This window comes from Marinobacter alkaliphilus (assembly GCF_055394375.1).
Genome location: NZ_AP043751.1, coordinates 2,299,467 through 2,320,332, shown reverse-complemented (window position 1 = coordinate 2,320,332; position 20,866 = coordinate 2,299,467). Strand labels below are relative to the sequence as shown.

At 55.9% G+C, this 20,866-nt stretch carries 19 protein-coding genes; 3 read left to right on the top strand and 16 right to left on the bottom strand.

The features are described from left to right. Positions 1-3 precede the first annotated feature (3 nt). The 11 genes from rfbA to ACZ5Q2_RS10580 all read right to left on the bottom strand — a co-directional run bounded on the left by rfbA (position 4) and on the right by ACZ5Q2_RS10580 (position 13,270). On the bottom strand, positions 4-873 hold the full coding sequence (gene rfbA, locus ACZ5Q2_RS10630) for a glucose-1-phosphate thymidylyltransferase RfbA (RefSeq protein ID WP_061331451.1): 870 nt from the start codon (positions 871-873) through the stop codon (positions 4-6). Positions 874-951: 78 nt separating this feature from the next. Then, complete coding sequence (locus ACZ5Q2_RS10625; protein ID WP_230714487.1) at positions 952-1,563, bottom strand: DUF4276 family protein; 612 nt, start codon at positions 1,561-1,563, stop codon at positions 952-954. Further along, positions 1,557-2,729 (bottom strand): AAA family ATPase, encoded by a 1,173-nt coding sequence (locus ACZ5Q2_RS10620; protein ID WP_230714485.1) that lies wholly within the window; start codon positions 2,727-2,729, stop codon positions 1,557-1,559. The genes ACZ5Q2_RS10625 and ACZ5Q2_RS10620 overlap by 7 nt, the downstream gene beginning before the upstream one ends. A 47-nt stretch (positions 2,730-2,776) precedes the next feature. Next, the gene (gene rfbD, locus ACZ5Q2_RS10615; RefSeq protein ID WP_230714483.1) at positions 2,777-3,625 is read right to left on the bottom strand and encodes a dTDP-4-dehydrorhamnose reductase; all 849 of its coding nucleotides are present in this window, start codon (positions 3,623-3,625) and stop codon (positions 2,777-2,779) included. A gap of 72 nt (positions 3,626-3,697) precedes the next feature. Continuing rightward, positions 3,698-4,771, bottom strand: coding sequence for a dTDP-glucose 4,6-dehydratase (gene rfbB, locus ACZ5Q2_RS10610; RefSeq protein WP_230714481.1), 1,074 nt, complete (start codon positions 4,769-4,771; stop codon positions 3,698-3,700). A gap of 67 nt (positions 4,772-4,838) precedes the next feature. Next, positions 4,839-5,777: a Wzz/FepE/Etk N-terminal domain-containing protein gene (locus ACZ5Q2_RS10605; RefSeq protein ID WP_432210136.1), complete on the bottom strand. Its 939-nt coding sequence runs from the start codon at positions 5,775-5,777 to the stop codon at positions 4,839-4,841. A gap of 239 nt (positions 5,778-6,016) precedes the next feature. Then, the gene (locus ACZ5Q2_RS10600; protein WP_230714478.1) at positions 6,017-8,530 is read right to left on the bottom strand and encodes an SLBB domain-containing protein; all 2,514 of its coding nucleotides are present in this window, start codon (positions 8,528-8,530) and stop codon (positions 6,017-6,019) included. A 41-nt stretch (positions 8,531-8,571) separates the two neighbouring features. Then, the gene (locus ACZ5Q2_RS10595) at positions 8,572-10,053 is read right to left on the bottom strand and encodes a capsule assembly Wzi family protein (protein ID WP_432210137.1); all 1,482 of its coding nucleotides are present in this window, start codon (positions 10,051-10,053) and stop codon (positions 8,572-8,574) included. Positions 10,054-10,109: 56 nt separating this feature from the next. After that, positions 10,110-11,138 (bottom strand): IS630 family transposase, encoded by a 1,029-nt coding sequence (locus ACZ5Q2_RS10590; RefSeq protein ID WP_054645368.1) that lies wholly within the window; start codon positions 11,136-11,138, stop codon positions 10,110-10,112. A gap of 418 nt (positions 11,139-11,556) precedes the next feature. Continuing rightward, entirely contained in the window at positions 11,557-12,057 is a 501-nt protein-coding gene (locus ACZ5Q2_RS10585) for a hypothetical protein (protein ID WP_197492722.1), read from the bottom strand. Continuing rightward, complete coding sequence (locus ACZ5Q2_RS10580) at positions 12,050-13,270, bottom strand: AAA family ATPase (RefSeq protein ID WP_058089946.1); 1,221 nt, start codon at positions 13,268-13,270, stop codon at positions 12,050-12,052. The genes ACZ5Q2_RS10585 and ACZ5Q2_RS10580 overlap by 8 nt, the downstream gene beginning before the upstream one ends. Positions 13,271-13,747: 477 nt before the next feature. Between ACZ5Q2_RS10580 and ACZ5Q2_RS10575 the strand changes: the two genes are divergently transcribed. The 3 genes from ACZ5Q2_RS10575 (at position 13,748) to ACZ5Q2_RS10565 (ending at position 16,868) form a co-directional block, all read left to right on the top strand. Further along, positions 13,748-14,635 (top strand): EAL domain-containing protein, encoded by an 888-nt coding sequence (locus ACZ5Q2_RS10575; RefSeq protein ID WP_230714474.1) that lies wholly within the window; start codon positions 13,748-13,750, stop codon positions 14,633-14,635. A gap of 90 nt (positions 14,636-14,725) precedes the next feature. Continuing rightward, positions 14,726-15,811, top strand: coding sequence for a hypothetical protein (locus tag ACZ5Q2_RS10570; RefSeq protein WP_227513260.1), 1,086 nt, complete (start codon positions 14,726-14,728; stop codon positions 15,809-15,811). A 49-nt stretch (positions 15,812-15,860) separates the two neighbouring features. Next, positions 15,861-16,868 carry a putative solute-binding protein gene (locus ACZ5Q2_RS10565; protein ID WP_432210139.1) on the top strand — a complete coding sequence of 336 codons (1,008 nt, stop codon included), beginning with the start codon at positions 15,861-15,863 and terminating at the stop codon, positions 16,866-16,868. Between the two features lie 67 nt (positions 16,869-16,935). Here ACZ5Q2_RS10565 and ACZ5Q2_RS10560 read toward each other — a convergent pair whose 3' ends face one another. The 5 genes from ACZ5Q2_RS10560 to ACZ5Q2_RS10540 all read right to left on the bottom strand — a co-directional run bounded on the left by ACZ5Q2_RS10560 (position 16,936) and on the right by ACZ5Q2_RS10540 (position 20,862). After that, positions 16,936-17,220 (bottom strand): hypothetical protein, encoded by a 285-nt coding sequence (locus tag ACZ5Q2_RS10560; RefSeq protein WP_152438606.1) that lies wholly within the window; start codon positions 17,218-17,220, stop codon positions 16,936-16,938. 91 nt (positions 17,221-17,311) lie between these two features. Beyond that, the gene (locus ACZ5Q2_RS10555; protein WP_432210140.1) at positions 17,312-17,710 is read right to left on the bottom strand and encodes a hypothetical protein; all 399 of its coding nucleotides are present in this window, start codon (positions 17,708-17,710) and stop codon (positions 17,312-17,314) included. A 14-nt stretch (positions 17,711-17,724) separates the two neighbouring features. Further along, positions 17,725-18,093: an STAS domain-containing protein gene (locus ACZ5Q2_RS10550; protein ID WP_432210141.1), complete on the bottom strand. Its 369-nt coding sequence runs from the start codon at positions 18,091-18,093 to the stop codon at positions 17,725-17,727. Then, the gene (locus ACZ5Q2_RS10545) at positions 18,084-18,509 is read right to left on the bottom strand and encodes an ATP-binding protein (protein ID WP_432210142.1); all 426 of its coding nucleotides are present in this window, start codon (positions 18,507-18,509) and stop codon (positions 18,084-18,086) included. Before ACZ5Q2_RS10545 ends, ACZ5Q2_RS10550 begins: the two co-directional genes overlap by 10 nt. Further along, positions 18,451-20,862, bottom strand: coding sequence for a GAF domain-containing SpoIIE family protein phosphatase (locus tag ACZ5Q2_RS10540; RefSeq protein WP_432210143.1), 2,412 nt, complete (start codon positions 20,860-20,862; stop codon positions 18,451-18,453). Before ACZ5Q2_RS10540 ends, ACZ5Q2_RS10545 begins: the two co-directional genes overlap by 59 nt. Positions 20,863-20,866: the final 4 nt, after the last annotated feature.

The window sequence follows — 20,866 nt, the reverse complement described above, 5'->3', positions numbered from 1 at the left end:
GGCTTACTTGGATTTGACCAGTTTTTTCAGGTAGACGCCGTAGCTGTTCTTTTTGAGGTTTTCGGCCTCGGCCAGCAGTTGCTCCTCGCCGATGAAGCCCATGCGGTAGGCGACTTCTTCCAGGCAGGCGATTTTCAGGCCCTGGCGTTTCTCCAGGGTTTCGATAAAGCCGCTGGCTTCGTGCAGGGAGTCAAAGGTGCCGGTGTCCAGCCAGGCGAAGCCGCGGCCCAGCAATTCGACGTTCAGATCGCCCCGTTCCAGGTAGGCCTGGTTGACGCTGGTGATTTCCAGTTCGCCCCGGTGGCTGGGTTCTACCTGTTTGGCGATGTTGACTACGTCGTTGTCGTAGAAGTAGAGGCCGGTTACGGCGTAATCGGATTTCGGGTTGGCCGGTTTTTCTTCGATGGAGATGGCGCGATGGTTGTCGTCAAACTCGACTACGCCGAAGCGTTCCGGGTCGGTTACCTGGTAGCCGAATACGGTGGCGCCCTTCTCTCGCTTGGCAGCGGCTTGCAGCATGTTACTGAGGCCCTGGCCGTAGTAGATGTTATCGCCCAGTACCAGGCATACGCTGTCATCGCCGATGAAGTCTTCGCCGATGATAAAGGCCTGGGCGAGGCCGTCCGGGCTGGGTTGTTCGGCGTAGTTGAGGTTGATGCCCCATTGGCTACCGTCGCCCAGCAGGCGCTGGAAGCCTTGTTGGTCTTCGGGGGTGGTGATGATAAGGATATCCCGGATGCCCGCCAGCATGAGTACGGAGAGCGGGTAGTAGATCATGGGTTTGTCGTACACCGGGAGGAGCTGTTTGGAGATGCCTCTGGTGATTGGGTAGAGGCGGGTGCCGGAGCCGCCGGCCAGGATTATTCCTTTCACTTTTGCTTCCTTTGATTTTGGTGCAGAGGGGTCTGTCAACGTAGGGACAGACCCCTAGTGTCCCTGGACACATAAAATTTACAGGTGCATTTCCACTTTCAGGCAATCTTTGAAGTGTTTTGCCCACTTGCTGGCTGCCGTGACTTTACTCGGGCCGATCTCTTCGAGTATGGAGAATGAGTGGTCGCCTTTGCTGTAGCTACCTTTGCGCGTACTTTTTGTGGCTTCTTTGAGGCCTTTGTAAACCTCGCTTTTGGCGACTTTTTCTATCCCTCTGTTGGTGCTGGGCAACTTGTTTTCTTTGAATCCTGAGCCGTAATAGCCCTTCAAAGCGGGAATATCGGCCAGAAACCAGTTTTCCATACATTCGACCATCAGGTGGCAGTCGGCAGCCGTTGCACTCGGGGGTGCTGTCCAACCATCGCCTTCACGCTGTTGTAAATGTGGCCATGGGTCAAACTCATGTTCCTTTTTAACCGGCGCTTCGCTGTCAACCAACAGCATGGCTTTCTTACCTTGTTTTACGGCGGTACAGAACTGTTCGTAGGCGTTTCTGCGGCTTCCGCACGCTACCAGCTTCGGCATTGAACCTTTGAAGCCCAGGTTCTGTATGAATTTGTTAAACGCTTTACGGCAGCGAGCTTTCAGTTGCGGCGCATCTCCGCCACCTTCGATGTAAATGGTTACCAACGCGTTCCTCCCAGCTCACCGCTTGTCCATAATTGCCCCAGGCGATAGTTTTCGAGCCAGGGCTGCAGTTCGTCCTTGTTTAGCCGTTTAATTCGGGTGCCTTGCTCTATATCTCGTTCACAAACCAGGATACTTTCCGGCTGATTGGTCATGGCATCAACCAGCACATCTGAGTGGGTTGTTACGATCAGTTGTGTTCTTTCGGAGGCTTCAATCAGCAGGTCTGCAATCACTGGGAGTATGTCTGGGTGCAATCCCAGCTCTGGCTCTTCCAGGCAGATCAGTGGTTGTGGCTGCGGATGGCATAGTATGGCCAACAGGCATAAGTACCGCAGAGTGCCATCAGACAGGCGCGTAGCCGGGATCATGTTGCGGCCTTCCTGGAAGAAGACCTGCACGGTTCCGCCTTCAATTTGCACGTCGAAGTCGTCTATGCCCTCGTAGAGGTTGCCAAGGGCTTCAAGTAGCTTTTGCTTCGCTTCAGGTTCTCTCCGCAGACGGCTTAAAACCAATCCGAGGTTGCTGGCATCGGGTAACAGATGCTCGTTTGGCAAGTCTGCCTTTTGTGGAATGCGGGGTTTGGTGAAACGCCCAAAACTCCACTCACGGTAGAGCCCTATTTTTTCCAGCGCTTTGCCTAAATAGGTGATTTCCGGGTATTGGTCTGGGTCTTTTCGCTGGGCAAGAATTGAACGATTGAATTCTATATCTTCCTGGCGCAACTCCCGGTTATCACCTTTTACGTTCAGAGTTGGCCTGCCACCGTTGAAGTGATAAAAAAAGTAGGGTTTTTCATGCCCATCTACGGGATTTTCGTTTTCTACCCGTTCGTCCTCAATGGTGAAGCGTTGGTACTCTTCCCGAAACTCCAAACAGTATCGCAGCGGCTGCGGGCCGTTAGGGTTAGCCAGAACGGCATCCAGCAATGCCGTGCGGTACTTGTTTTGATGGTCGCCTTTCCACAACCAGTCACGTACACCGCCGCCATCGCTAAGAACGGTTCTGAAATCCGACGGTGCGGAACGAAGAAGATCAATGGCTTCGATAAAGTTGGATTTCCCCGAGCCATTAGGACCTATCAGTATGTTGAGGTTGCTGAGCGGCACGGTTTCTGTTGCCGAGCCAAAGCTAAGCAGCCCCTTCAGGCGAAGGGCTTTTAGGAACATGTGGTTGCTCTCATTTCTATTAGTCTGTACGGAGGATACCACTTTACTCAGTTCTCAAGATATTCGCCGAGAGTCAGCGCCAGTTGGCTTTGCCAGTCTGGGAGCTGGATGTTCAGGGCTTGTTGCAGTTTGGTTACGTCCATCCTTGAGTTCAGCGGGCGTGTTGCCGGTGTTGGGTAGTCGCTGGTTGGGATGGGGTTGGCTTTTGTGTTTTTGCCGGCCAGGCGGAAGATTTCTTTGGCGAAGCCCTGCCAGCTGGTTTCGCCGGTGGGGGCCAGGTGGTAAAGGCCTGCTTGCAGTTTGCTGTGGATGGCCAGTGCGGTTACCTGGGCGATGAGCCTTGCCGGGGTGGGTGCGCCGATCTGGTCGGCCACTATGTTGAGTTCGGTTTTGCTTTCGGCCAGGCGCAGCATGGTTTTCATGAAGTTGTTGCCGCGGGCGCTGTATACCCAGCTGGTACGGAAGACAAGGTGGTCTGCCCCGCTTTTCTGGATGGCTTCATCGCCCTGCAGTTTGGTTTGGCCGTATACGCTCAGTGGGCCTGTGGCGCTGGTTTCCTGCCATGGGGTTGTGCCGGTGCCGGGGTAGACGTAATCACTACTGTAGTGAACCAGGCGTGCTTTGTTGGCCTTTGCGTATTCTGCAAGCTGTTTGGGTAAGCCGGCGTTGAGGCGTTGGGCTTCGGCTTGCTGGTTTTCGGCGGCGTCTACGGCGGTCCAGGCGGCGGCGTTTACGATCAGCTCTGGTCTGGTTTGGGCCAGGTAGTTATTGACGGCTTGTTCGTTGGTTAGGTCGAGTTCTTCTCTGCCCGGGGCGGTTATGGGGCCCAGGGGGGAGAGGGTGCGGTGGAGTTCGAAGCCTACTTGGCCGGTTTTGCCTAAGAGAAGTATGCTCATAGTCTTGGTGTTTGGGGTCAGTCCACGTTGGGACAGACCCCGCCGAGGCCTTGGTTCATCGGTCTGAAAATTTTAACTCGCTACGCCTAGCCGCTCGCGCTGGTAGCTGCCGTCTTGCACGCGTTGGCACCAGTCGAGGTTGTCGAGGTACCACTGGACGGTTTTGCGGATGCCGGTTTCGAAGGTTTCTTGTGGCACCCAGCCGAGTTCTTTCTGGATTTTTCTGGCGTCTATGGCGTAGCGCATGTCGTGGCCGGGGCGATCTTTTACGTAGGTGATCAATTCCCGGTAGCTGCGTTCCTGCGGGCGGAGTTGCTGGAGGATGTCGCAGATGGTGTGCACTACGTCGATGTTCTGTTTTTCGTTGTGGCCACCGATGTTGTAGGTTTCCCCGGGCTGGCCTTCGGTGACGACTTTGTAGAGGGCTCTTGCGTGGTCTTCAACGTAGAGCCAGTCGCGAATTTGGTCGCCTTTTCCGTATACCGGAAGCGGCTTGCCTTCCAGGGCGTTGAGGATCATCAGCGGGATGAGCTTTTCCGGGAAGTGGTAGGGGCCGTAGTTGTTACTGCAGTTGGTGACCAGTACCGGCAGGCCGTAGGTGCGTTGCCAGGCGCGTACCAGGTGGTCTGAGCTGGCTTTGCTGGCGCTATAGGGGCTGCTTGGGGCGTAGGCGGTTTGTTCGGTGAACAGGTGCTCTTCCGCGTTGGGTGTTTCACTTGGGTGCGGGAGATCGCCGTAGACTTCGTCTGTGCTGATGTGGTGGAAGCGGAAGTTGGCTTTCTTTTCGGCTTCCAGCGCCTGCCAGTATTGGCGGGTGGCTTCCAGCAGGGTGTAGGTACCTACTATGTTGGTTTCGATAAAGTCTGCAGGACCGTCTATAGAGCGGTCTACGTGGCTTTCAGCGGCCAGGTGCATGATGGCGTCTGGCTGGTGTTGGGCCAGTACGCGGTCTACTTCGGCGCGGTTGCAGATGTCTACTTGTTCGAAGGTGTAGCGCTCGTTATTGCTGACCTCGGCTAGGCTTTCGAGGTTGCCGGCGTAGGTGAGTTTGTCGAGGTTGACCACTTCATCGTTGGTGTGGGTGATGATGTGACGGATGACGGCGGAGCCTATGAAGCCGGCGCCGCCTGTTATTAGTAGTTTCATTTTGGTGCTGTACTCTGAGCTTGGTGATTGTCGCTGGCAGAGGGGTGGGGTCTGACCCCGTTCGGGGTCAGACCCCTTTGTAGACTGCTTGGTTTGGTTGTTCTGGCCTTGGGGCGAAGAAGAACGATCTTAGCAGCACGATGAGTATGCCCAGCAGGCCGCCAGCCATGGTGGCTACCATGGCGATCAAGCGGCGCTTGGGTTGGCTTGGCACTTCCGGAACGACAGCCGGGTCTATGGTTTTGAAAACATATTCCGGGCTTGAGTGCGCCAGCATGACTTTTCGGGTTTCGGATTCGATAAGCTGGAAGAAGACTTGCTGCATGCCGGCGATGCTGGTTTCCTGGATTTTGTTTTCCAGGTAGCGAATGCTGTTTTCGGCTTCTTGTACGTCTAGCCTGCGCATGTGTTCGTTGATGTCTTGCACTAGGTTTTGCACGATTTCCCGGGCAAATTTGGGGGATTCATGCTGGAAGGAGACTGAAACCATGCCGGTATTTTTGTTAGCGCCAACGGCCATCATGCTGCGGGTTCGGTTGACCAGGTTCCAGCTGGACGGTTCTGCCCCTTGCCATTGAGCGGTTTGCGGGTTGTAACGCTCGGGATCGTATTCCAGCTCTCCGGTGGCGGCGTTCCAGCGTTTAACGGCGGCGAGTTGGGGAGCGTAGCTGTGCCGTTCTATAAAATCGCTAAGGAAAGCGCGGCTTCTGAGGATTTCCTGGGCGATGACTGATTGGTTAGAGCCTTCGCCGCCAAGATTGACACCGGCAAGGCTGGCCAGGCCCTGGAGGCCTCCGCCGGTTTTGGCGCCGCCGCCGTCTTTCGGGGCCAGGGTGGCCTGGGCTTCGTAGATGTCTGGCTGGAGTTTGGCGTAGACGATGCCGGCTGCGGCGCAGATGACGGTTAGGGCTAGGATGAGCCATTTGCCTTGCCAGAGGTCTGCGAAGATGGCGCGTAGGTCTATTTCGTCGTCTGGGTAGTTCTGGGTTTGGTTCTGTTCGGCCACGGATCTTGTGCCTTTGTTTAGTTTGGGTGCCTGGTGGGTCAGACCCCGTTCGGGGTCAGACCCTGGCCCGTTTCGGCCACTGGTTTTTTGCCTTGGTTTAGCTTGGGTGCCTGGTGGGTCAGACCCCGTTTGGGGTCAGACCCTGGCCTGTTTCGGCCACGGATTATGTTCCTTGGTTTGGCTTGGGTGCCTGGTGGGTCAGACCCCGTTTGGGGTCAGACCCTGGCCAATCGAGCCTATCAGTCTCGGAAGCTTCTTACGGCGGCGGCGCCCAGGGCTACCTGGTAGATGATCTGGCTTACGTCTTTGGCCAGTTCTATGCTGCTGAGCTGCGACAGGTTGAGGGGCACTACGATGGTATCGCCGGGTTCAACGGGGTTGGTTCTGCCGAACCAGCGGCTTTGGTTGGGCACGGTGACGGAGCCGTCGGCTTTGATCACGTAGATGCGCTGTTCGTCTGCCTGGAAGGCCAGACCACCACTGCGGTTGATGTAGTCTCGGATGCTGAGGGTGGCATCGTGCAGGTGGCTGGTGGCGAATTGCACTTCACCCATTACGCTGACTGCCTGGGAGATCTCGGGGATAGTGAGAGTATCACCATCTTGCAGGCGTACATCGCGGGCGGTGTTGCCGGCGAGCAGCTCGGGCAGATCAATCACCAAGCGGCCTACGGCTTGGGCGTCTGAAACCTCGTCGAGTACTCGGGATACGGTATCGGTGTCGCCCTCAACGGTACTCACTTCTCCGGGCGCTTCGGGCGCTCTGATGGCGAGATCGCGGCGGAGGCGGCGCTGGGCTTCGTCCAGGCGCTGCTGCTCTTGTTGCCGCAATCGTTCACGGGTGAATACTGCCCCTTTGGGGTAGGCAAATTCCGTTAGCCCCCCTGCCCTTTCGATAACTTGGGCAAGTGTTTCACCGCGGCGGATGGTGTAGGTACCCGGGAAGGTGACTTCGCCTTCCAGCACTATCGTTTGCTGAAGATTGAGATCTGGAAGATTCTTGATATGCACAGTGTCTGAGGGTGCAAGTTCCAGATCCTGATCGGCGCGGGTTTTAAGGCTCAGGCTGATAAGCTGGCTTTCCGCCTTCTTGTCCGTCAGTGTTTGCCGGATAAGCTCTGCTTCTAGCTCATACGCGGCGTTTGTCAGGCCTCCTGCGTGGTGTATTAACTGCTTCACTGTCATGCCGGGCAGTAACGGATACTGGCCAGGGTGCTTGACTGCGCCTGTAATCGTAAGAACAGGCGCCAACTGGCCCGGAATTAAATGTTCCTTTAATTCTTCAACGATTGGCTCAAGCAGATTCGAGCGATCGCTGTCTCGCTGAAACAGAAGAACGCGATCTCGCTCCTGGAGAACCGGGTCTGCCTCGGTGCCAGGCCTGCTCAAAACCGCTCTGGGTTCAAACTGGCGGAACGATGTCAGGTAGTTCTCACCGGTGCGGCTCGCAATCAGGCCGAAATCAAGATCCGCACTTTCATCGAGATGTTGATCCCTATCAGACAAAAACCGCGATAGCCTGATCCCCGGGCGCCATTCATATTGACCTGCAATCGGGCTGTCTCCAAGAATTTCGAATGTTCCCTTTAAGCGATCTGCAATTTGACCGATGTTAATGGTATCTCCCTGAAGAAGCGCAAAATTACCATTTTTTTCAAGGTCAAGATCAATAAGCCTGCGGTTACTTCCCGGGCCTACCCGAGTTACCTGCACCTTTGCCGGATCCGCCTCCGCTCGCAAGCCTCCACCCAGTTTAACCAGATCTTTCAGCGTGTTGCTGTTCTTCAATTCGTACACGGCAGGCCGATTGACGGCACCTGAGAGGGCAATTCTTCGTTCAGCCGTCGGAATAAAAATGACGTCACCGGATTCAAGCTGAATGTCGGCGTTCCGATTACCCGCGAGCATCAGGTCATATAAATCGAGTTCGCTGACAACCTTTCCATCACGAATAAGCCGGACACCACGCAGGCTGCCACTGACTTTAATGCCGCCGCTCACACTGAGGGCATGGGTTAAGGTGGAAAAAGCACTAACAGCGTATACACCAGGGTTACGAGACTCTCCTGTTAGAAAAACACTGATGCTGCGCAGCTCTCCAAGGGCTACAAAGCTCTCTACCCCTATGAACTTTTCCTTGATAATACCTTGGATGTGCGTGCGCAGTTCCTGAACGGATTTTCCATGCACGTTAACCGGCCCAATTTGCGGCAGCTGGATAACCCCAGAGCGATCCACTGTAAGGGTAAGGTCCTGATTTTCCCGACCAGTCAGCAAAATGCGGACTTCATCTCCCGGGCCAACGCGATATCCTGCGGGAACGGGGGCATCTCCGGAGGCAACGAATGATTCAGGCTCACCGGCGAACATTTCATAGCCAAAGGGCAGCAAGTCATCGATTTCAAGAGACGAGGCTTGCCGCCATTTCTTGTACTCTTCCCGTAGAATTTCCTGAGTGCTTTTGGCTTGATCCTGATTCTGGTGCGCCTGCTCTTGCTGCGAGGTGCCAAGAGCAGACACACCAGGCTGACGACCTTCTCGAGGAGCTTGCTGCTGCGCCTGGCTGGACGTTTCATTTGCTCTGCTCTGACTGCGCTGCGCCTGCTGATATTGCTGCATTAACTGCTGGCGCTGGCTTTCTGGCAGGGCATCCAGCTGGCGCTGTTGCTCGGGGGTTAAGGTGAGAGCGCTGGCGTGCTGAGCGGCGATCAGTGCCAGGGTAACTAGCAAGGTTTTTAAGTAGGGGCGGATCACTTTGGTGCCTTTTGGGGTTTGCTTTATTTTGGTGCGCAGGGCTAGAACCGATATGTCCAGCTGGCTGAGGCGGCGAATTGGTCTTTTTTGCCGCTGATGTATTCGACTTTTTTGTCGGTGGCCTGGAGATTCAGGTCTAGCCAGCCGTTGAGTACCTGGGTGCCGTAGCCTAGCTGTAGTAATGCAATATTCTGGCTGTTTGCCGGGGTGGTGTAGAACACTTTGTCGTTAGGGGCGACTACTCTGGTGCTGCCGTCTTTGTTGAGTTCGGCGTAGCTGGCTTTGGCGGTGATGTTGCTGCCGCTGGGCAGGAAGTGGTAGGCGCCCAGGGTGACGGCTACGGCGTCGCCTTCGAAGCTGGTGGCCATGTTACGGCCGTAGTGGCGGTAGCCGGTGCGGTAGCGGCTGTGTTCGAAGGCTACGTTTGGCACGGCGCTACCCATGAAGTCGTCGGCCAGGGTGTTTACGTATTCCAGAAACCATTGTTGATCGGCATTGAACAACTGGCTGGTCCAGTCTGCACCCATTAACCAGGATTTCTTTCCGGGGAAGGCGCCTGCTTCGTCTTCGCCCATCATCTCCATGTAAAGGCCCATGCTTTGCTGGCCGATGCTGAAGCCGTAGCGGATATCGATACTACCCAACTGATCGCCGGGGTCGTCTTCTTCCAGCTGGCCGTTGTCTTTGCCAATCAGTGCGTTCCAGATGGTGGAAGCGCCCTCTGGCCGCCCTTCCCCACCGAAGATAATGGCGCGGGATAAGCCGATGTCCAGGCCATCCACGGGGCGGAAGCTGAAGCGCATGCCGATGAGTTTGGCGTCTGGCACGGCGCGGTCTTTTTCAAACTGGCCGGTTAGCAGGGTGGCGTTCCAGGGGCCGAGCCAGCTTAGCCAGGGTGTTTCGAAGGCGGCGGGGTCGTTCCTGGTAACCCAAACCGAGGGCACCGGCCGGGCGTTGTTGGAGAGTATCAGGCTGGATTGCCAACCCGGGCCCCACCAGCGGTCGATGGCACCGGCGCCGAACACCCAGTTGCTTGCGGTGGCAGCGAGATAGCTGCCGTCCAGGCGGAATTCTTCGTCGTCATCCGGATCATGGGCGTAAGCGGGCTTTAGGCCTGCAGCCCAGGCGTTGCCTTGCCACTGCAGATTGAAAGAGGTGCCGGCTTTGGCCAGGGCGTTGCTCTGAAATCCGGTGAAAGCCGGGATATCTGACTGGGCGTTTACATTGAGTTCTGCCCGGAACCCCGGCTGAGCTTGTTGTTCCTGCTCAAACCTCAAATAGGCGCTGGCCATGCCGACGGATGGCAGGTCGGCGTTGGCGCTGGTTTGGGTGCCGTTTTCCAGTGCTGCCCAGTTGATGGGCCAGGTGGTTACGGAGCGGTCCAGGTGGCCACGGTCTGCGAGTTTCTGTACGGCAAAACGGGCCCGAGGGTCGCCAGGTTCCAGCCAGGGGGCCGCTGCAAGGGAAAAGCTGCTCAGGCACGCTACCGCCCCACCGACCAGGGCCCAGTGTTTTAAGGTCATAGAATTTTGTTTTCTTGAGACAAGGATATACTAATTCGAAATAAAGTAAGCGAACATTACCCGGAGATATAAGCCAAATCCGGATGGCCAAAAAACGATTTCAATAGTCGTGGCAATTTTTGCAAACGTCGAAGCTGCCGGTAAACAGTGCTCCGAAGTTGTTCTTTGCTGTTAATGATCTTTTTACCGACGTGATGGTATTTGATATAGCCCCAAACAGACTCGTCAGGATTCAGCTCCGGCGAGTACGGCGGCAGGAAGAACAACCTGAGCTTGCCGTCGAGACTCTCAACATAGTCTCGAACCCGACGAGCATGATGAACCGGGTGGTTATCGAGGATCAGGAAAACCGGCTTGTCAACGTCTTGCACCAGAGCCTTGAGGAAACCAAGAAACGCATCGGTGTTCATGTTGCCCTGAATGGTCTTAAAGCGAAGCTCGCCGCGAGGCGAGATGGCCGAGATCAGATTGATGCTGAAGCGACTGCCCGTATTACGGATGATCGGAGTTTCACCCCTGGGTGCCCAGGTGGTGCCACTGTGATAATCAGACCGAATGCTGGCTTCATCGCCGAAATAGATGGTGGCGCCGACTTTTTTTGCTTCCTTGCGAATTTCCGGGTAGGTCTCTTCTTTCCATTGTTTCACGGCCTCTGGCTTTTGCTGGTAGGCCCGATGCAGGGGTTTCTGAGGCGTCAGCCCCAGGTTTCGAAGCAGACGACCGACCGAGACATCGCTTAACCGGACGTTGAACTTTTGCCGGATGAGCTCACGCACTCGGCCCCGAGTCCACAGGGCAAAATCAAACTTCAACTGGTCCGGCGTAAAGGTCGTTATCCAGATATACAGCTCCCGGATCTGAGCACCGCTCAGTTTCTTGGGACGACCGGAAATCTGCTTGGCCTTGAGCGCGTCAAAGCCACCCTCGCGGTAGGCAGCCAGCCATTCATAGATTCGTGCTCGGCTCATCCCCAGCGCTTTGATGACGACTTCTGGACTCTCGCCATCCATGACCCGTTGAACGGCGCGAACGCGAATGGCTTCTAATGTTTTGTGATCAAGTTTACGACCGTCATCGTGGCGCATGTGTGTAAATATCCGATAAGCTTGGCGAACGGAGCCTACATTATAAATGATGTTCGCTTACTTTCGAACTCATTAGTAACGGTAAAAGCGGGAGGAAAGTTCCTAACGCGATCCTTGTCAGGTTGTTTATGGTGTGTTTCAGAAGTTTGATGATTCTACGGGATGCTGGGTTACACGCAAGTGACAAAAAGGCTGACTGAGTATTTTGTGGACAGATTTGGGAGTTAAAGTTTGTGAAATATTCCGGAATGCAAGTAACTTGGTCACATTTTGGACAAGTGTTTGCCCTAGGGGTCTGTCCCCGAATGGGGACTGACCCTTTTTGGAGCCATGGGCTCTAGTTTGGGGGGCAAGGACGGGCAAATGGGGGTCAGTCCCCGTTCGGGGACAGACCCTTGGCAGACCCCCGGCAGACACCTTAGAACCAGTCGCGCAGGTCAGGAATTTTGTTGCTGGGTTCTGATTGCAATACTGCGCTTACTCTGATGCCGTGGGCGTTTTCTAGTTTTTCTATTTCCGGCTTTGGTAGCATGCCATTGGTTACGATAAATGCTTTCTCGAGGAGACGGCCTGGCGCGGATTTTTCCAAAGCTGCCTTCAACAACTGATATTCTGGTCGACGTTTTCGGGTATATGCGAGTTGCTCAAAAGCATGGCGGATGTCGCCGGCACCTTTGAGCTCCACCAGCGCAGCGACTTTCTTTCCGCTGCCACTGAACAGGTACAGTGCATCACATTTCATGTTGTTGTCGGTGAGCACACACCCATCAAGCACGATGGCTTTGGCCTCTTCGCCGCGCCTGGGGGTTAGCGTCACTTTCTTGCCCTTTTCTTCAAGACTGAGCTCTGATTTGCAAACCGCAAACTGGTTGCCCATGCGCATGCATTCGCAATGCTGGTAGGGGCTGGTATCAATCATCCTTTTGATTCCACTCCAAGTCTCGCATTCTGTCATACAACCTATTTATCTGGTTGAAATGTGGCAACAGAGTGTTATCCACCAACCCTGTTTCGTCATCAATCAGCGGGTATTTTTCACTATTTTCCATGCGGTAGGCCCGCACATCGCTCAATGAGAGCGGAAGCAGGCCGTCAATGTCTTTATCGCCGGTGGAGTCTGGCCCAAGTTTATGCCGCTTTAGATGGTTGTTCAGGGTTTCCACTACGAACGGGCTGTGAGTGGTCATGATGAACTGAGTATTGGGGAAAGTTCTCAACAAGTCGGCCAAGACCCTTTGCTGCCAGGACGGATGAAGGTGAAGATCTACTTCATCGATCATCACGATGGCTTCCGCGGTTAGCGGGTTATCCAGATGCGGATTGGCCAGCCCCATTCGCATACTGAGATCAATCACCAGTCCCAGCAGGGTTTTGTAACCATCGCTGAGCTGCATCAGATCCAGCGTTTCACCGTTGATGGTCACTGCCAGCCTAAGCGGGTTTACTTGGATGTGAGGGTGACTAATGTCCGGAAAAACAGAGCCTATTGCGGTTCTGACCGCATCGAGTTCTTTCAGGGTTACATCAAAACTGCGCTTCTCCCGCTGCAGCCGGTTCTCTTCGTTTTCTTTGTTGTAGAACCAGATGAAAGCTGACTTGAAGCTGCTTTGAGCTTCAAGCGCCTGTTTTAGTGCCTCTAAACGGGTATGCGACTTGGGGAAACCCTTGCGCCTGAGAGGTACCTGCAAGACGGCGCGGCTAACACCGTAATAGGCCATCATAGGGAGCTGATATTGCTCACCTGCGTTCATCTTATCTATGACCGCCTCATCGAGATACGCTTCGAGACTCTTTAGCCCTAAGGGGGAAGGCGTCGCCTTTGCGGTCGCTTTGCTTTTATCTCGACGTTTTATTCGGTCCCAGGTTAACCCTTCGGCGGTTGTTAGTGCCACACGTACGTATGGGGCTGCCACGTTGTTGAATTGGCGTATGTCGCCATTTTCCTTGAACGTGATTCCGGAAACTGAGGGCAAGTGCGTTAAGACCGCCCCCAAGCCGATGGCGATGCCGTCCAGCACCGAGGTTTTACCGCTTCCGTTGTTGCCCAATAATACAGTGAGGCGACTGCCTATCTCGAGATCGAGATGATCACAGGCACGGAAGTTTTCCAAGGTCAGGTGCTTGAGTTTCATACTGTTAGCAATGTCGGTTGTTGATTGGCAATCTTGAACTAAATGGGGTGTATTTCCAAGCGGTGTGGGAGCCAAGGGGTTTGTTCCAGGAGGGGGACTGACCCTTAAACCAAAAAAAAGCCCGCGGCAGTGGCGGGCAAACAGAACAAGCGACTTCAGTCTCGGTCAGGTCGGCAACACGCTTTACGGAGTACAGCTTTGCAGCGTTCCGAGACTGAGCGAACCAAAGCGTTCGGAGGAGGACTACGATTGGGGCCGGAAACCCCGCTTTGGTTCGCATTTATTATGCTATACGATGCTTTTGCGTTTTTCATCCTTTTCTGTGGATTTTTATGGAATAACGTCAGCGGTTTCTATTTCAGTCGAGCGATTGGCCAAGCCGCCCACTGTCGTGTGCCATTTACGCCATAACCCTGGCCTGTTCTGCACCTGTATAGTCAGAATACGCAACCTCATTCGATAACAAGAAGGTGTGTCATGCCGGAATGCGCGGTTTCTGAGCTCGGTAAGATTGATTCTGCAACACGGATTCGGGATGTTATCCGCTCCGTAGGTTTTGACCTGGTGTTTCAGCCCAAGGTGGCGTTCAGCCATGGCAAGCTGGGCGGTATTGAGGTGCTGGTGCGGTGGCCAGAGGTGGTGTCTGGCCGGCAGGCACCGGATCAGTTTGTGCCCCTGGCGGAACAGCACGGGCTGGCCCCGATGCTGGACCTCCACGTTCTGGAGCGCACGCTTCGAACCTGGCGTTCCTGGTCTGCCCTTACCCGCCTTTGCTGGAGCCCGTTCCCTATTTCGGTGAATGTCTCCGCCATGAGCGTTCAGGATGAAGACTTCCTGCGCTCGGTTACCTGGCTGCTGGCAGAATCACCCCGGCCCAAGCTGATGTTCGAGCTGACCGAAACCGCGCCTTTCCATAACCCGTTGGCAGCGGCGCAAACGCTGGAAGCGCTCTCGGGCCACGGTATTCAGGTATCCCTGGATGATTTCTGCACCGGCTTCAACAACCACGAACGCCTGGACACGCTGCCGGTGGCGGAACTGAAGATCGACCGAGAAGATACCGCCAAACTCGACACGGTTGCCGGCATTCGCCATGTGGGGCAGATGATTGAGCAGGCCAAGGCCGCCGGGCTGACGGTAACAGCCGAAGGCATTGAATCCCGGGACCAGTGGAAAACCTTGCGCACCCTGGGTTGCGATTACGGCCAGGGCTACTGGCTGTGCCCGCCCCTGAGCGCTTCAGATGCGGTGGAGTTCGTGCAGGGCTACACCCCAAGCCGGTTGCTGACGGCCACCAACGAGGAACACAGCGCCCTCGAGGCCGTTGATCTTGCCCCGGGACTTGTCCATAATTTGCCAAAATGAATTAAGCATGAATTAGTCCATTCGATTAGTTTAATGTAAGAAAACCGATAACAGACCAACACATCCAACAATTACAACAAGAGGCAGCCCATGACAAAGGCCTTGATCCATCGCTTACGTGAACGTAGCGCCCAGGCGCTGGGTGCATTCTCCGCTGGCAAAACGGTTCTGCTTGCCGGCGCCGCCCTTACCCTGGCCGGCTGCTCGGCCAACCCGGTATACACCACCACGGGCATTGTGCTCTCCAATTACGCGGAGGGCGAAGCCACTCCCTATGTGCTGGAAATGAAAGACCCGGAGATGGCCTGTGCACTGGGGTTGTCACTGGACCCGCTGGTGTATTCCTTCTCCCGCGTGACTTCCCCACCCGACACCACCGGCTCTTTGCTGATGCTGCTGGCGGCGAACTGTTCTGAATACAACGCCATGGAGGCGGAGATCACGTACCTTCGCGCTAACCACGAGGGCAATGTGAACGAAGCGCGGGATGCCCGGGAGCGGGTCAAGCGGCTGAACGCGGAAATTGCCCACCGCCGCCTGCTGGCGTTTGAACGTGCCATGGCGGCCTATAAGTTTGACCCGGGTGCCGAGCCCCTGGAGTGCCCGTTCCTGTTTGATGATCAGGATGAACTGACCTTCCTGATGGGCCTGGTCACCGGGCTGCAAGCCATCGTGAACGATGCCAACTCCGGCGCCATGGCGGGCATTCCGCGCAACATTGCCCCACAAGCCGAGCGGGCCGTGCGCTGTGTCGAGAATGACAAGTGGGGCGGCGTGCCCAATGCGGTGCGGGCCCTCGTTTGGCTGTTGCTGCCGGATACCCGCCCACCGATGTCCCCAGACCCATGGCAGGTACTGGAACACAGTCGGGAGCTGGGCTTTGATCGCGGCTTCCGGGTAGCCAGTGCATTGGAAGTGGTGGCAGCGGAAACCTTTGGCCGGCCGGATGTGCTGGAAGAAGCCATCCGGGCAGCCGCCGATGCGGAATCGGATATGGAGGTGTCTTCAGCCTACCAGTTGCTGGACAGCGTCGCGCACCGGGTGTTGCTGCATTCTTCGGATAAGCACTGGGCTGCCAACTATGGCTACCGAACACCGTCCAACTCATTTGGTAGCCTATCGCCGGTATCGTCCAACCGGTCAACCCAAACAATGGATCTGGACGACCTCCTATAAGGTCGCCCCTGACTGAAAACAAAGACAATGTCTGACGGGAGTAATAACCATGCGTAAGTTTATCGGAGCCCTGGCACTCACTTGTGCCGCCCCGCTGGCCTCGGCCAACACCATGTCTGTTTGCGTGTTCGATGTCATCGGTGCCAACGGCGATGTGTTCAACGTGATGAAGGATTATGCCCTGGAGATGCGTTCTCTGGGGGTTAACCTGCAACTGAAGCCCTATACCGATGAAGGCGTGGCGGTGGGCGATTTCAACGCCGGCCAGTGTGATGCGGTGGCCGCCACAGACCTGCGAACCCGGCCGTTCAACAAGTTTACCGGCTCGATCAGTGCCGTGGGTGCCCTGCCCACCTACGACAACCTGGAAACCCTGCTGGCTACCCTGGCTCAGCCCCGGGCAGCAGATTTGATGAAGAGCGACGGCTACGAGGTGCTGGGTATTTTCCCGGTGGGTGCCGGTTACCTGTTTGTGAATGACCGCTCCATCAACACCGCTGGCGCCCTGGCGGGCAAGCGGATGGCCACCCTGGACTACCAGAAAGACGCCATCCACATGGTGAACTACGTGAAGGCCACCGTGGTGCCATCCGACATCACCAATTTTGCCGGTAAGTTCAACAACGGCTCCGTAGACACCGCCTACGCGCCGGCCTTCGCCTATGAGGCACTGGAACTGTACAAAGGTATTGAGCCCAACGGCGGCGTGGTGGACTATCCGCTGGCGCAGCTGACGGTACAACTGATTGCCCGTGAGGGCGTGGTGGATGGCGACACCGCCCAGAAGGCCCGGGAAGCGGCCTGGGACATGTACCCGCAGGTGATGAACCTGATCAAAAGCCAGGAAGCGGCCATTCCGGATGAAAAATGGATCAAGATCCCCGATCAGGACATTGTGGGTTATCAGGAAATGTTCCGGGAGAACCGCCTGGAGATGCGGGATGGCGTAAACCGCGCCCCGTCTGTCTACGACCCGCGCATGCTCAAGCTGATGGCGAACATTCGCTGCTCAAGCAATCCGGGTGCGGCTGAGTGTACGGCGGATAATCGGGAATAAACTTTTGGGGTCAGACCCCAGGACATTTGATGAGGTGAAATGTCCGGGGGTCTGACCCCAATTTGGTTTAGGAGGTGGTTTTGGCGCGCTGGGTGGTGGTGGCGGTTTTGGTTTCGCCCTGATCGCGTTTGATCAACTGCTCTGCGCTGATGTCTGACAAGGCCAGGGAGCCGTGGCATACCGCTGCCACCTGGCGGCTGAATTCCTGGGTCATGTAACGTTCAGACGTTTGCGCCTCGGCTTCACCAGAGCGTGCCCTGAGCTCACGACCACTGAGTAGCTGTACGGTCATTCCGTTCTCTGCCATGGCTCGGACGGCGTTTAGGTAGGCGTTCTGGTATTCCTGGCGCATGATGCTCTCCACTGTCTCAAATTAACCATTTGAGTTGCGTTGATTCTTTCAATAAATACATACGTCCTTTCTGTATTATCAGCTTAGTATATTAGCCTACTTTGGCTAATTCGCTGACCATTGTCACATAATCCTCATAATACTTTACAGGAGTAATCCACTCCCGTCGTATCAGACCTTCGTCTGAGGCCACGTCGTCCCGCAGGCAGGAGATCAGGATGTAGCCGTAGGTTTTGTAGAAGGCTTTGATTTCATGGCCCTGATGCACATCCGCAGATGACTGCCAGTCGGCATAGACCACGTATTCTTCGCCATCCAGCTCGAACGAGACCATCTGGGGCGAGGCCTTGCCAAAGGATTCGTTCAGGAATACGGCATTATTGGGCGCACCGCCGGAAGCCGGCAGGCCGTAGAGGAACCAGATCACGTTGGCGACATCACCGCTCTGATCTCTCTGGATTGCGACTGTTCCGTCCAGAACAATAGCCATAGCGTCTCCTTGTGTTACAACTCTTCGCGCCGTTGAATAGCTTCCAGGTACTCGTCCATCTCAGCCTGATCACCAAACACGGTGAGGTCCGGCATGATTTTGACGATTTCGAACACCTTTTTCACCCCTTTGCTCATCTGAGTGACACTCACCTGGCCTTTCCGGGCTTTCATCAGCTTCAGGGTTTTGAAGATGACCCGCAAACCGGCGGAGCTGATAAAGCTGACACCGGCCATGTTGAAGGCCACCAGCCGGGTGGTTGGGGTAATGGCTTCCGCCAGGCGTTCGTCCAGCTGCGGTGCGGTGTCGCTGTCCAGCGAGCCTTGAAGCTCAAAGCTCAACGCCTCATCCGAGGTGTACTGCTCGATAATGGTCAAAGGCATGGGTTGTCTTCCCTGGGCAATGTGGTGTCGAGTGCTACCGTGAGCTTGTTGGTGCCATTCTCGTAGCGATAGTTCATCTCGTCGCTCAGTTGCGACATGATGGCCAACCCCAAACCACCGATGGGGCGGGCCTCCACAGGCTGTTCGCCAGGAGGGTTCGATTGCGTTGGGTCGAACCCCGGGCCAGCGTATTCAAATTCCAGTTTTACCTTGCCATCATCACACACTACCTCAAGAAACCACTGACAGCTGTCAATTTTTGTAGCGACATGCTCTTTAATATTGGCATGAAATTCATCAATGATGGTGTAGCAGTCACTCACCCTGTCGTTATCCAGGCAATGCTCGCCGTAGTGATCACGAACTTTTTGCAGGATGCTTGCTATCGTCTCTGTGGACTGGATGGATAGTGCCATGATGTTGGATTGTCAGTAAGGTGATGTCATCGGATTGGGGCGCGCCACCAGCGAAAGACAACAGCTGCTCACGCATGTAGCCCAGCAGCCCTTCACTTTGGTTTATAGCCCGGTAACCCAGGTTCAGCAAACGTTCTTCGCCGAATTCCTGCCCTTCCCTGTCAAAGGCTTCGGTGACGCCGTCGCTGTACAGGGTAATGCTCTGGTCTGGCCGGATGCTGGCACTCTCTACGTCGTAGTCCACATCCTCATAGACGCCGAAAGGCGCGGCAGGGTTCCCTTGCCACAGTTTCGGGCTGGTTTTGCCATCCACAAACATGGGCTCGTTGTGGCCGGCATTGAGCCATTGGATTTCACCAGAGCCAAGCTCCAGCACGCCCATGATCATGGTCACGAACATGCAGGCTTCGTTGGAGCGGCACAGTTCGTTGTTCAGGGCCCGGGCGATGGCAGCCAGATCGCCATCCAGCGAGCGGGCCAGGTAGTTGAGCAGGCTGACGGTTCTGGCCATGAACAACGCCGCCGGCGCGCCTTTGTCTGAGACATCACCCACGGCAATCAGCAGCTTGCCGCTGGGCAGGCGAATCAATTCGTACAGGTCGCCGCCAACGGCGCGGGCCGGTTGCAGCCAGGCTTCGATGGTCCAGTTGCGGTAGGTTTCCCGGAAATGCCCGCCGCCGGGCACCATGGACATCTGGATGGAGCGGGCCACCGACAGCTCCACTTCCAGCTTCTTGCGCTCCCGCTGTTCGTTTTCCATGTCGCTGGCCAGGGAATGCACCAGCCGACGGTTCAATAACACCGTGCGCACCATGGAGCCAATCACCTGCAGGTGGTCGATGGTGGCCTGGGCGATGTACATGTAGCGGGACTGAACCGTCAGGAAGCCGATAAAGCTGTCCTCACCCTGTTCATCATTCAGCGCTGTGAGCAGTATGGGTTTGGGTTCCACGCCTAACCGGATGCGATCGTAAATGGCATCCTGGGGGGTGATGTATTCTGCCGCGGTGTCTGCCAGCATGTTGGCAACCACACCTCCAGCGATAGGCTGAATGTTGGCGCCGGTGTTATCAGCGCGGCTGGTGTCTGGGGTGTTGTGATGAATAGTGGCCAGGCAGGCGAAGGTTTCGTCATCCCCGGAGCGCTCCCACAAGGCCAGGGCACCGAGTTCGTAGTGGCTGACAATGCGGTGCATCAGGTACCGAAGCTTTGGTTCAAACTCGTCGCCACTGGGCAGGTTGACCAGATCAACCCCCAGTTGCCGGATAAACCGTTCACTGGCGGCGGCCGCTTCCATTGCTTTCTGCCACTGTTTTCGCTCAATGGCCAGGCCGGTGAGCGAGACAATGGAGGCCAGGTCTTCCAGTTGCTGTTCATCCGGATTGCGGGGGTGATGGCTGAATACGGTGACAACGCCCAGCAATTCGTCCCGCTGGCTGACAATGGGCTCAGACCAGGACGCCAGAAGGCCGAGGTCTGCCACCACTCGGGTGTAGCCCTGCCAGCGGTGGTCACCAAGAACCGACTCACACAGGGTTCGGTGACGTGTGTATGCAGCGGTACCGATGGAGGTGCCACCGTAACGTGCGGGTATCACGGGTAACTGCTCCCGGAAGTCTTTGGCCAACCCCCCCTTCCCGAGCGGTGTGAGAGAGTCCCGTTGCTGGTCGTACCGGGTGATCAGGCAGCGGGTGTCTTGCAGGCGAATCTCCGCCAGTTTGCACAGGCTGTCGGCCAGGTTTTCCATGGGCGCACTGCTGTTGATGCCGGTGAGAATGCTATTGCGGAGTTTGTCCGCTGCCTGATTCATTTTGTAGGCGTGAATGTTGTTGGCGCTGAGGGTGCGTGCCGGGCGGCCTTCGAAGACGGTATTGCTGATGTAACAGTCCATCCAGATATTCTGACGGGCAGCGGTACTGAACAGCCATTCCCGGCGCAGAAAACCGGAGGCCTTGAGCTGACTGATCCAGCTCTCAAAATCGAGCAGCGAGTAAGGGCTGGGCTGCCAGGCATCCGGGCGCATGAGCACGGTGTCTGAAAGCTCCTCTACCGAATCACAGCCAAACAGTTCGAGGGCCTGGCGGTTGGCAAACAACAGGGTAAGTGTGTTGCGATCGAACACCAGGATGGCGGCCGAGCCCTGGTCGAGCATGGCTCGGGTGTCAGACATCGAAGACCGCAGGCGGCGCTGGGCATCATCGTTCGCCCGGGCCAGTGCCTGCTCCCGCTGCCTGCTTTGCTTACGGGTGCGTTGGTGCCATAACGCGACGGCACCGAGTGCAACGGCCAGTACAACAACCAGCAATAGCTCTGGTTGCAGTAGTCGTTCCGGCAGCGCTGTCCCGTCAAACATCTTT

Bases quoted from the DNA above. Each gene is read 5' to 3' on its own strand.
- ACZ5Q2_RS10620 (WP_230714485.1), bottom strand. From the start codon at position 2,729: ATGTTCCTAAAAGCCCTTCGCCTGAAGGGGCTGCTTAGCTTTGGCTCG.
- rfbD (WP_230714483.1), bottom strand. From the start codon at position 3,625: ATGAGCATACTTCTCTTAGGCAAAACCGGCCAAGTAGGCTTCGAACTC.
- rfbB (WP_230714481.1), bottom strand. From the start codon at position 4,771: ATGAAACTACTAATAACAGGCGGCGCCGGCTTCATAGGCTCCGCCGTC.
- ACZ5Q2_RS10595 (WP_432210137.1), bottom strand. From the start codon at position 10,053: ATGACCTTAAAACACTGGGCCCTGGTCGGTGGGGCGGTAGCGTGCCTG.
- ACZ5Q2_RS10590 (WP_054645368.1), bottom strand. From the start codon at position 11,138: ATGCGCCACGATGACGGTCGTAAACTTGATCACAAAACATTAGAAGCC.
- ACZ5Q2_RS10585 (WP_197492722.1), bottom strand. From the start codon at position 12,057: ATGATTGATACCAGCCCCTACCAGCATTGCGAATGCATGCGCATGGGC.
- ACZ5Q2_RS10580 (WP_058089946.1), bottom strand. From the start codon at position 13,270: ATGAAACTCAAGCACCTGACCTTGGAAAACTTCCGTGCCTGTGATCAT.
- ACZ5Q2_RS10575 (WP_230714474.1), top strand. From the start codon at position 13,748: ATGCCGGAATGCGCGGTTTCTGAGCTCGGTAAGATTGATTCTGCAACA.
- ACZ5Q2_RS10570 (WP_227513260.1), top strand. From the start codon at position 14,726: ATGACAAAGGCCTTGATCCATCGCTTACGTGAACGTAGCGCCCAGGCG.
- ACZ5Q2_RS10565 (WP_432210139.1), top strand. From the start codon at position 15,861: ATGCGTAAGTTTATCGGAGCCCTGGCACTCACTTGTGCCGCCCCGCTG.
- ACZ5Q2_RS10560 (WP_152438606.1), bottom strand. From the start codon at position 17,220: ATGCGCCAGGAATACCAGAACGCCTACCTAAACGCCGTCCGAGCCATG.
- ACZ5Q2_RS10555 (WP_432210140.1), bottom strand. From the start codon at position 17,710: ATGGCTATTGTTCTGGACGGAACAGTCGCAATCCAGAGAGATCAGAGC.
- ACZ5Q2_RS10550 (WP_432210141.1), bottom strand. From the start codon at position 18,093: ATGCCTTTGACCATTATCGAGCAGTACACCTCGGATGAGGCGTTGAGC.
- ACZ5Q2_RS10545 (WP_432210142.1), bottom strand. From the start codon at position 18,509: ATGGCACTATCCATCCAGTCCACAGAGACGATAGCAAGCATCCTGCAA.
- ACZ5Q2_RS10540 (WP_432210143.1), bottom strand. From the start codon at position 20,862: ATGTTTGACGGGACAGCGCTGCCGGAACGACTACTGCAACCAGAGCTA.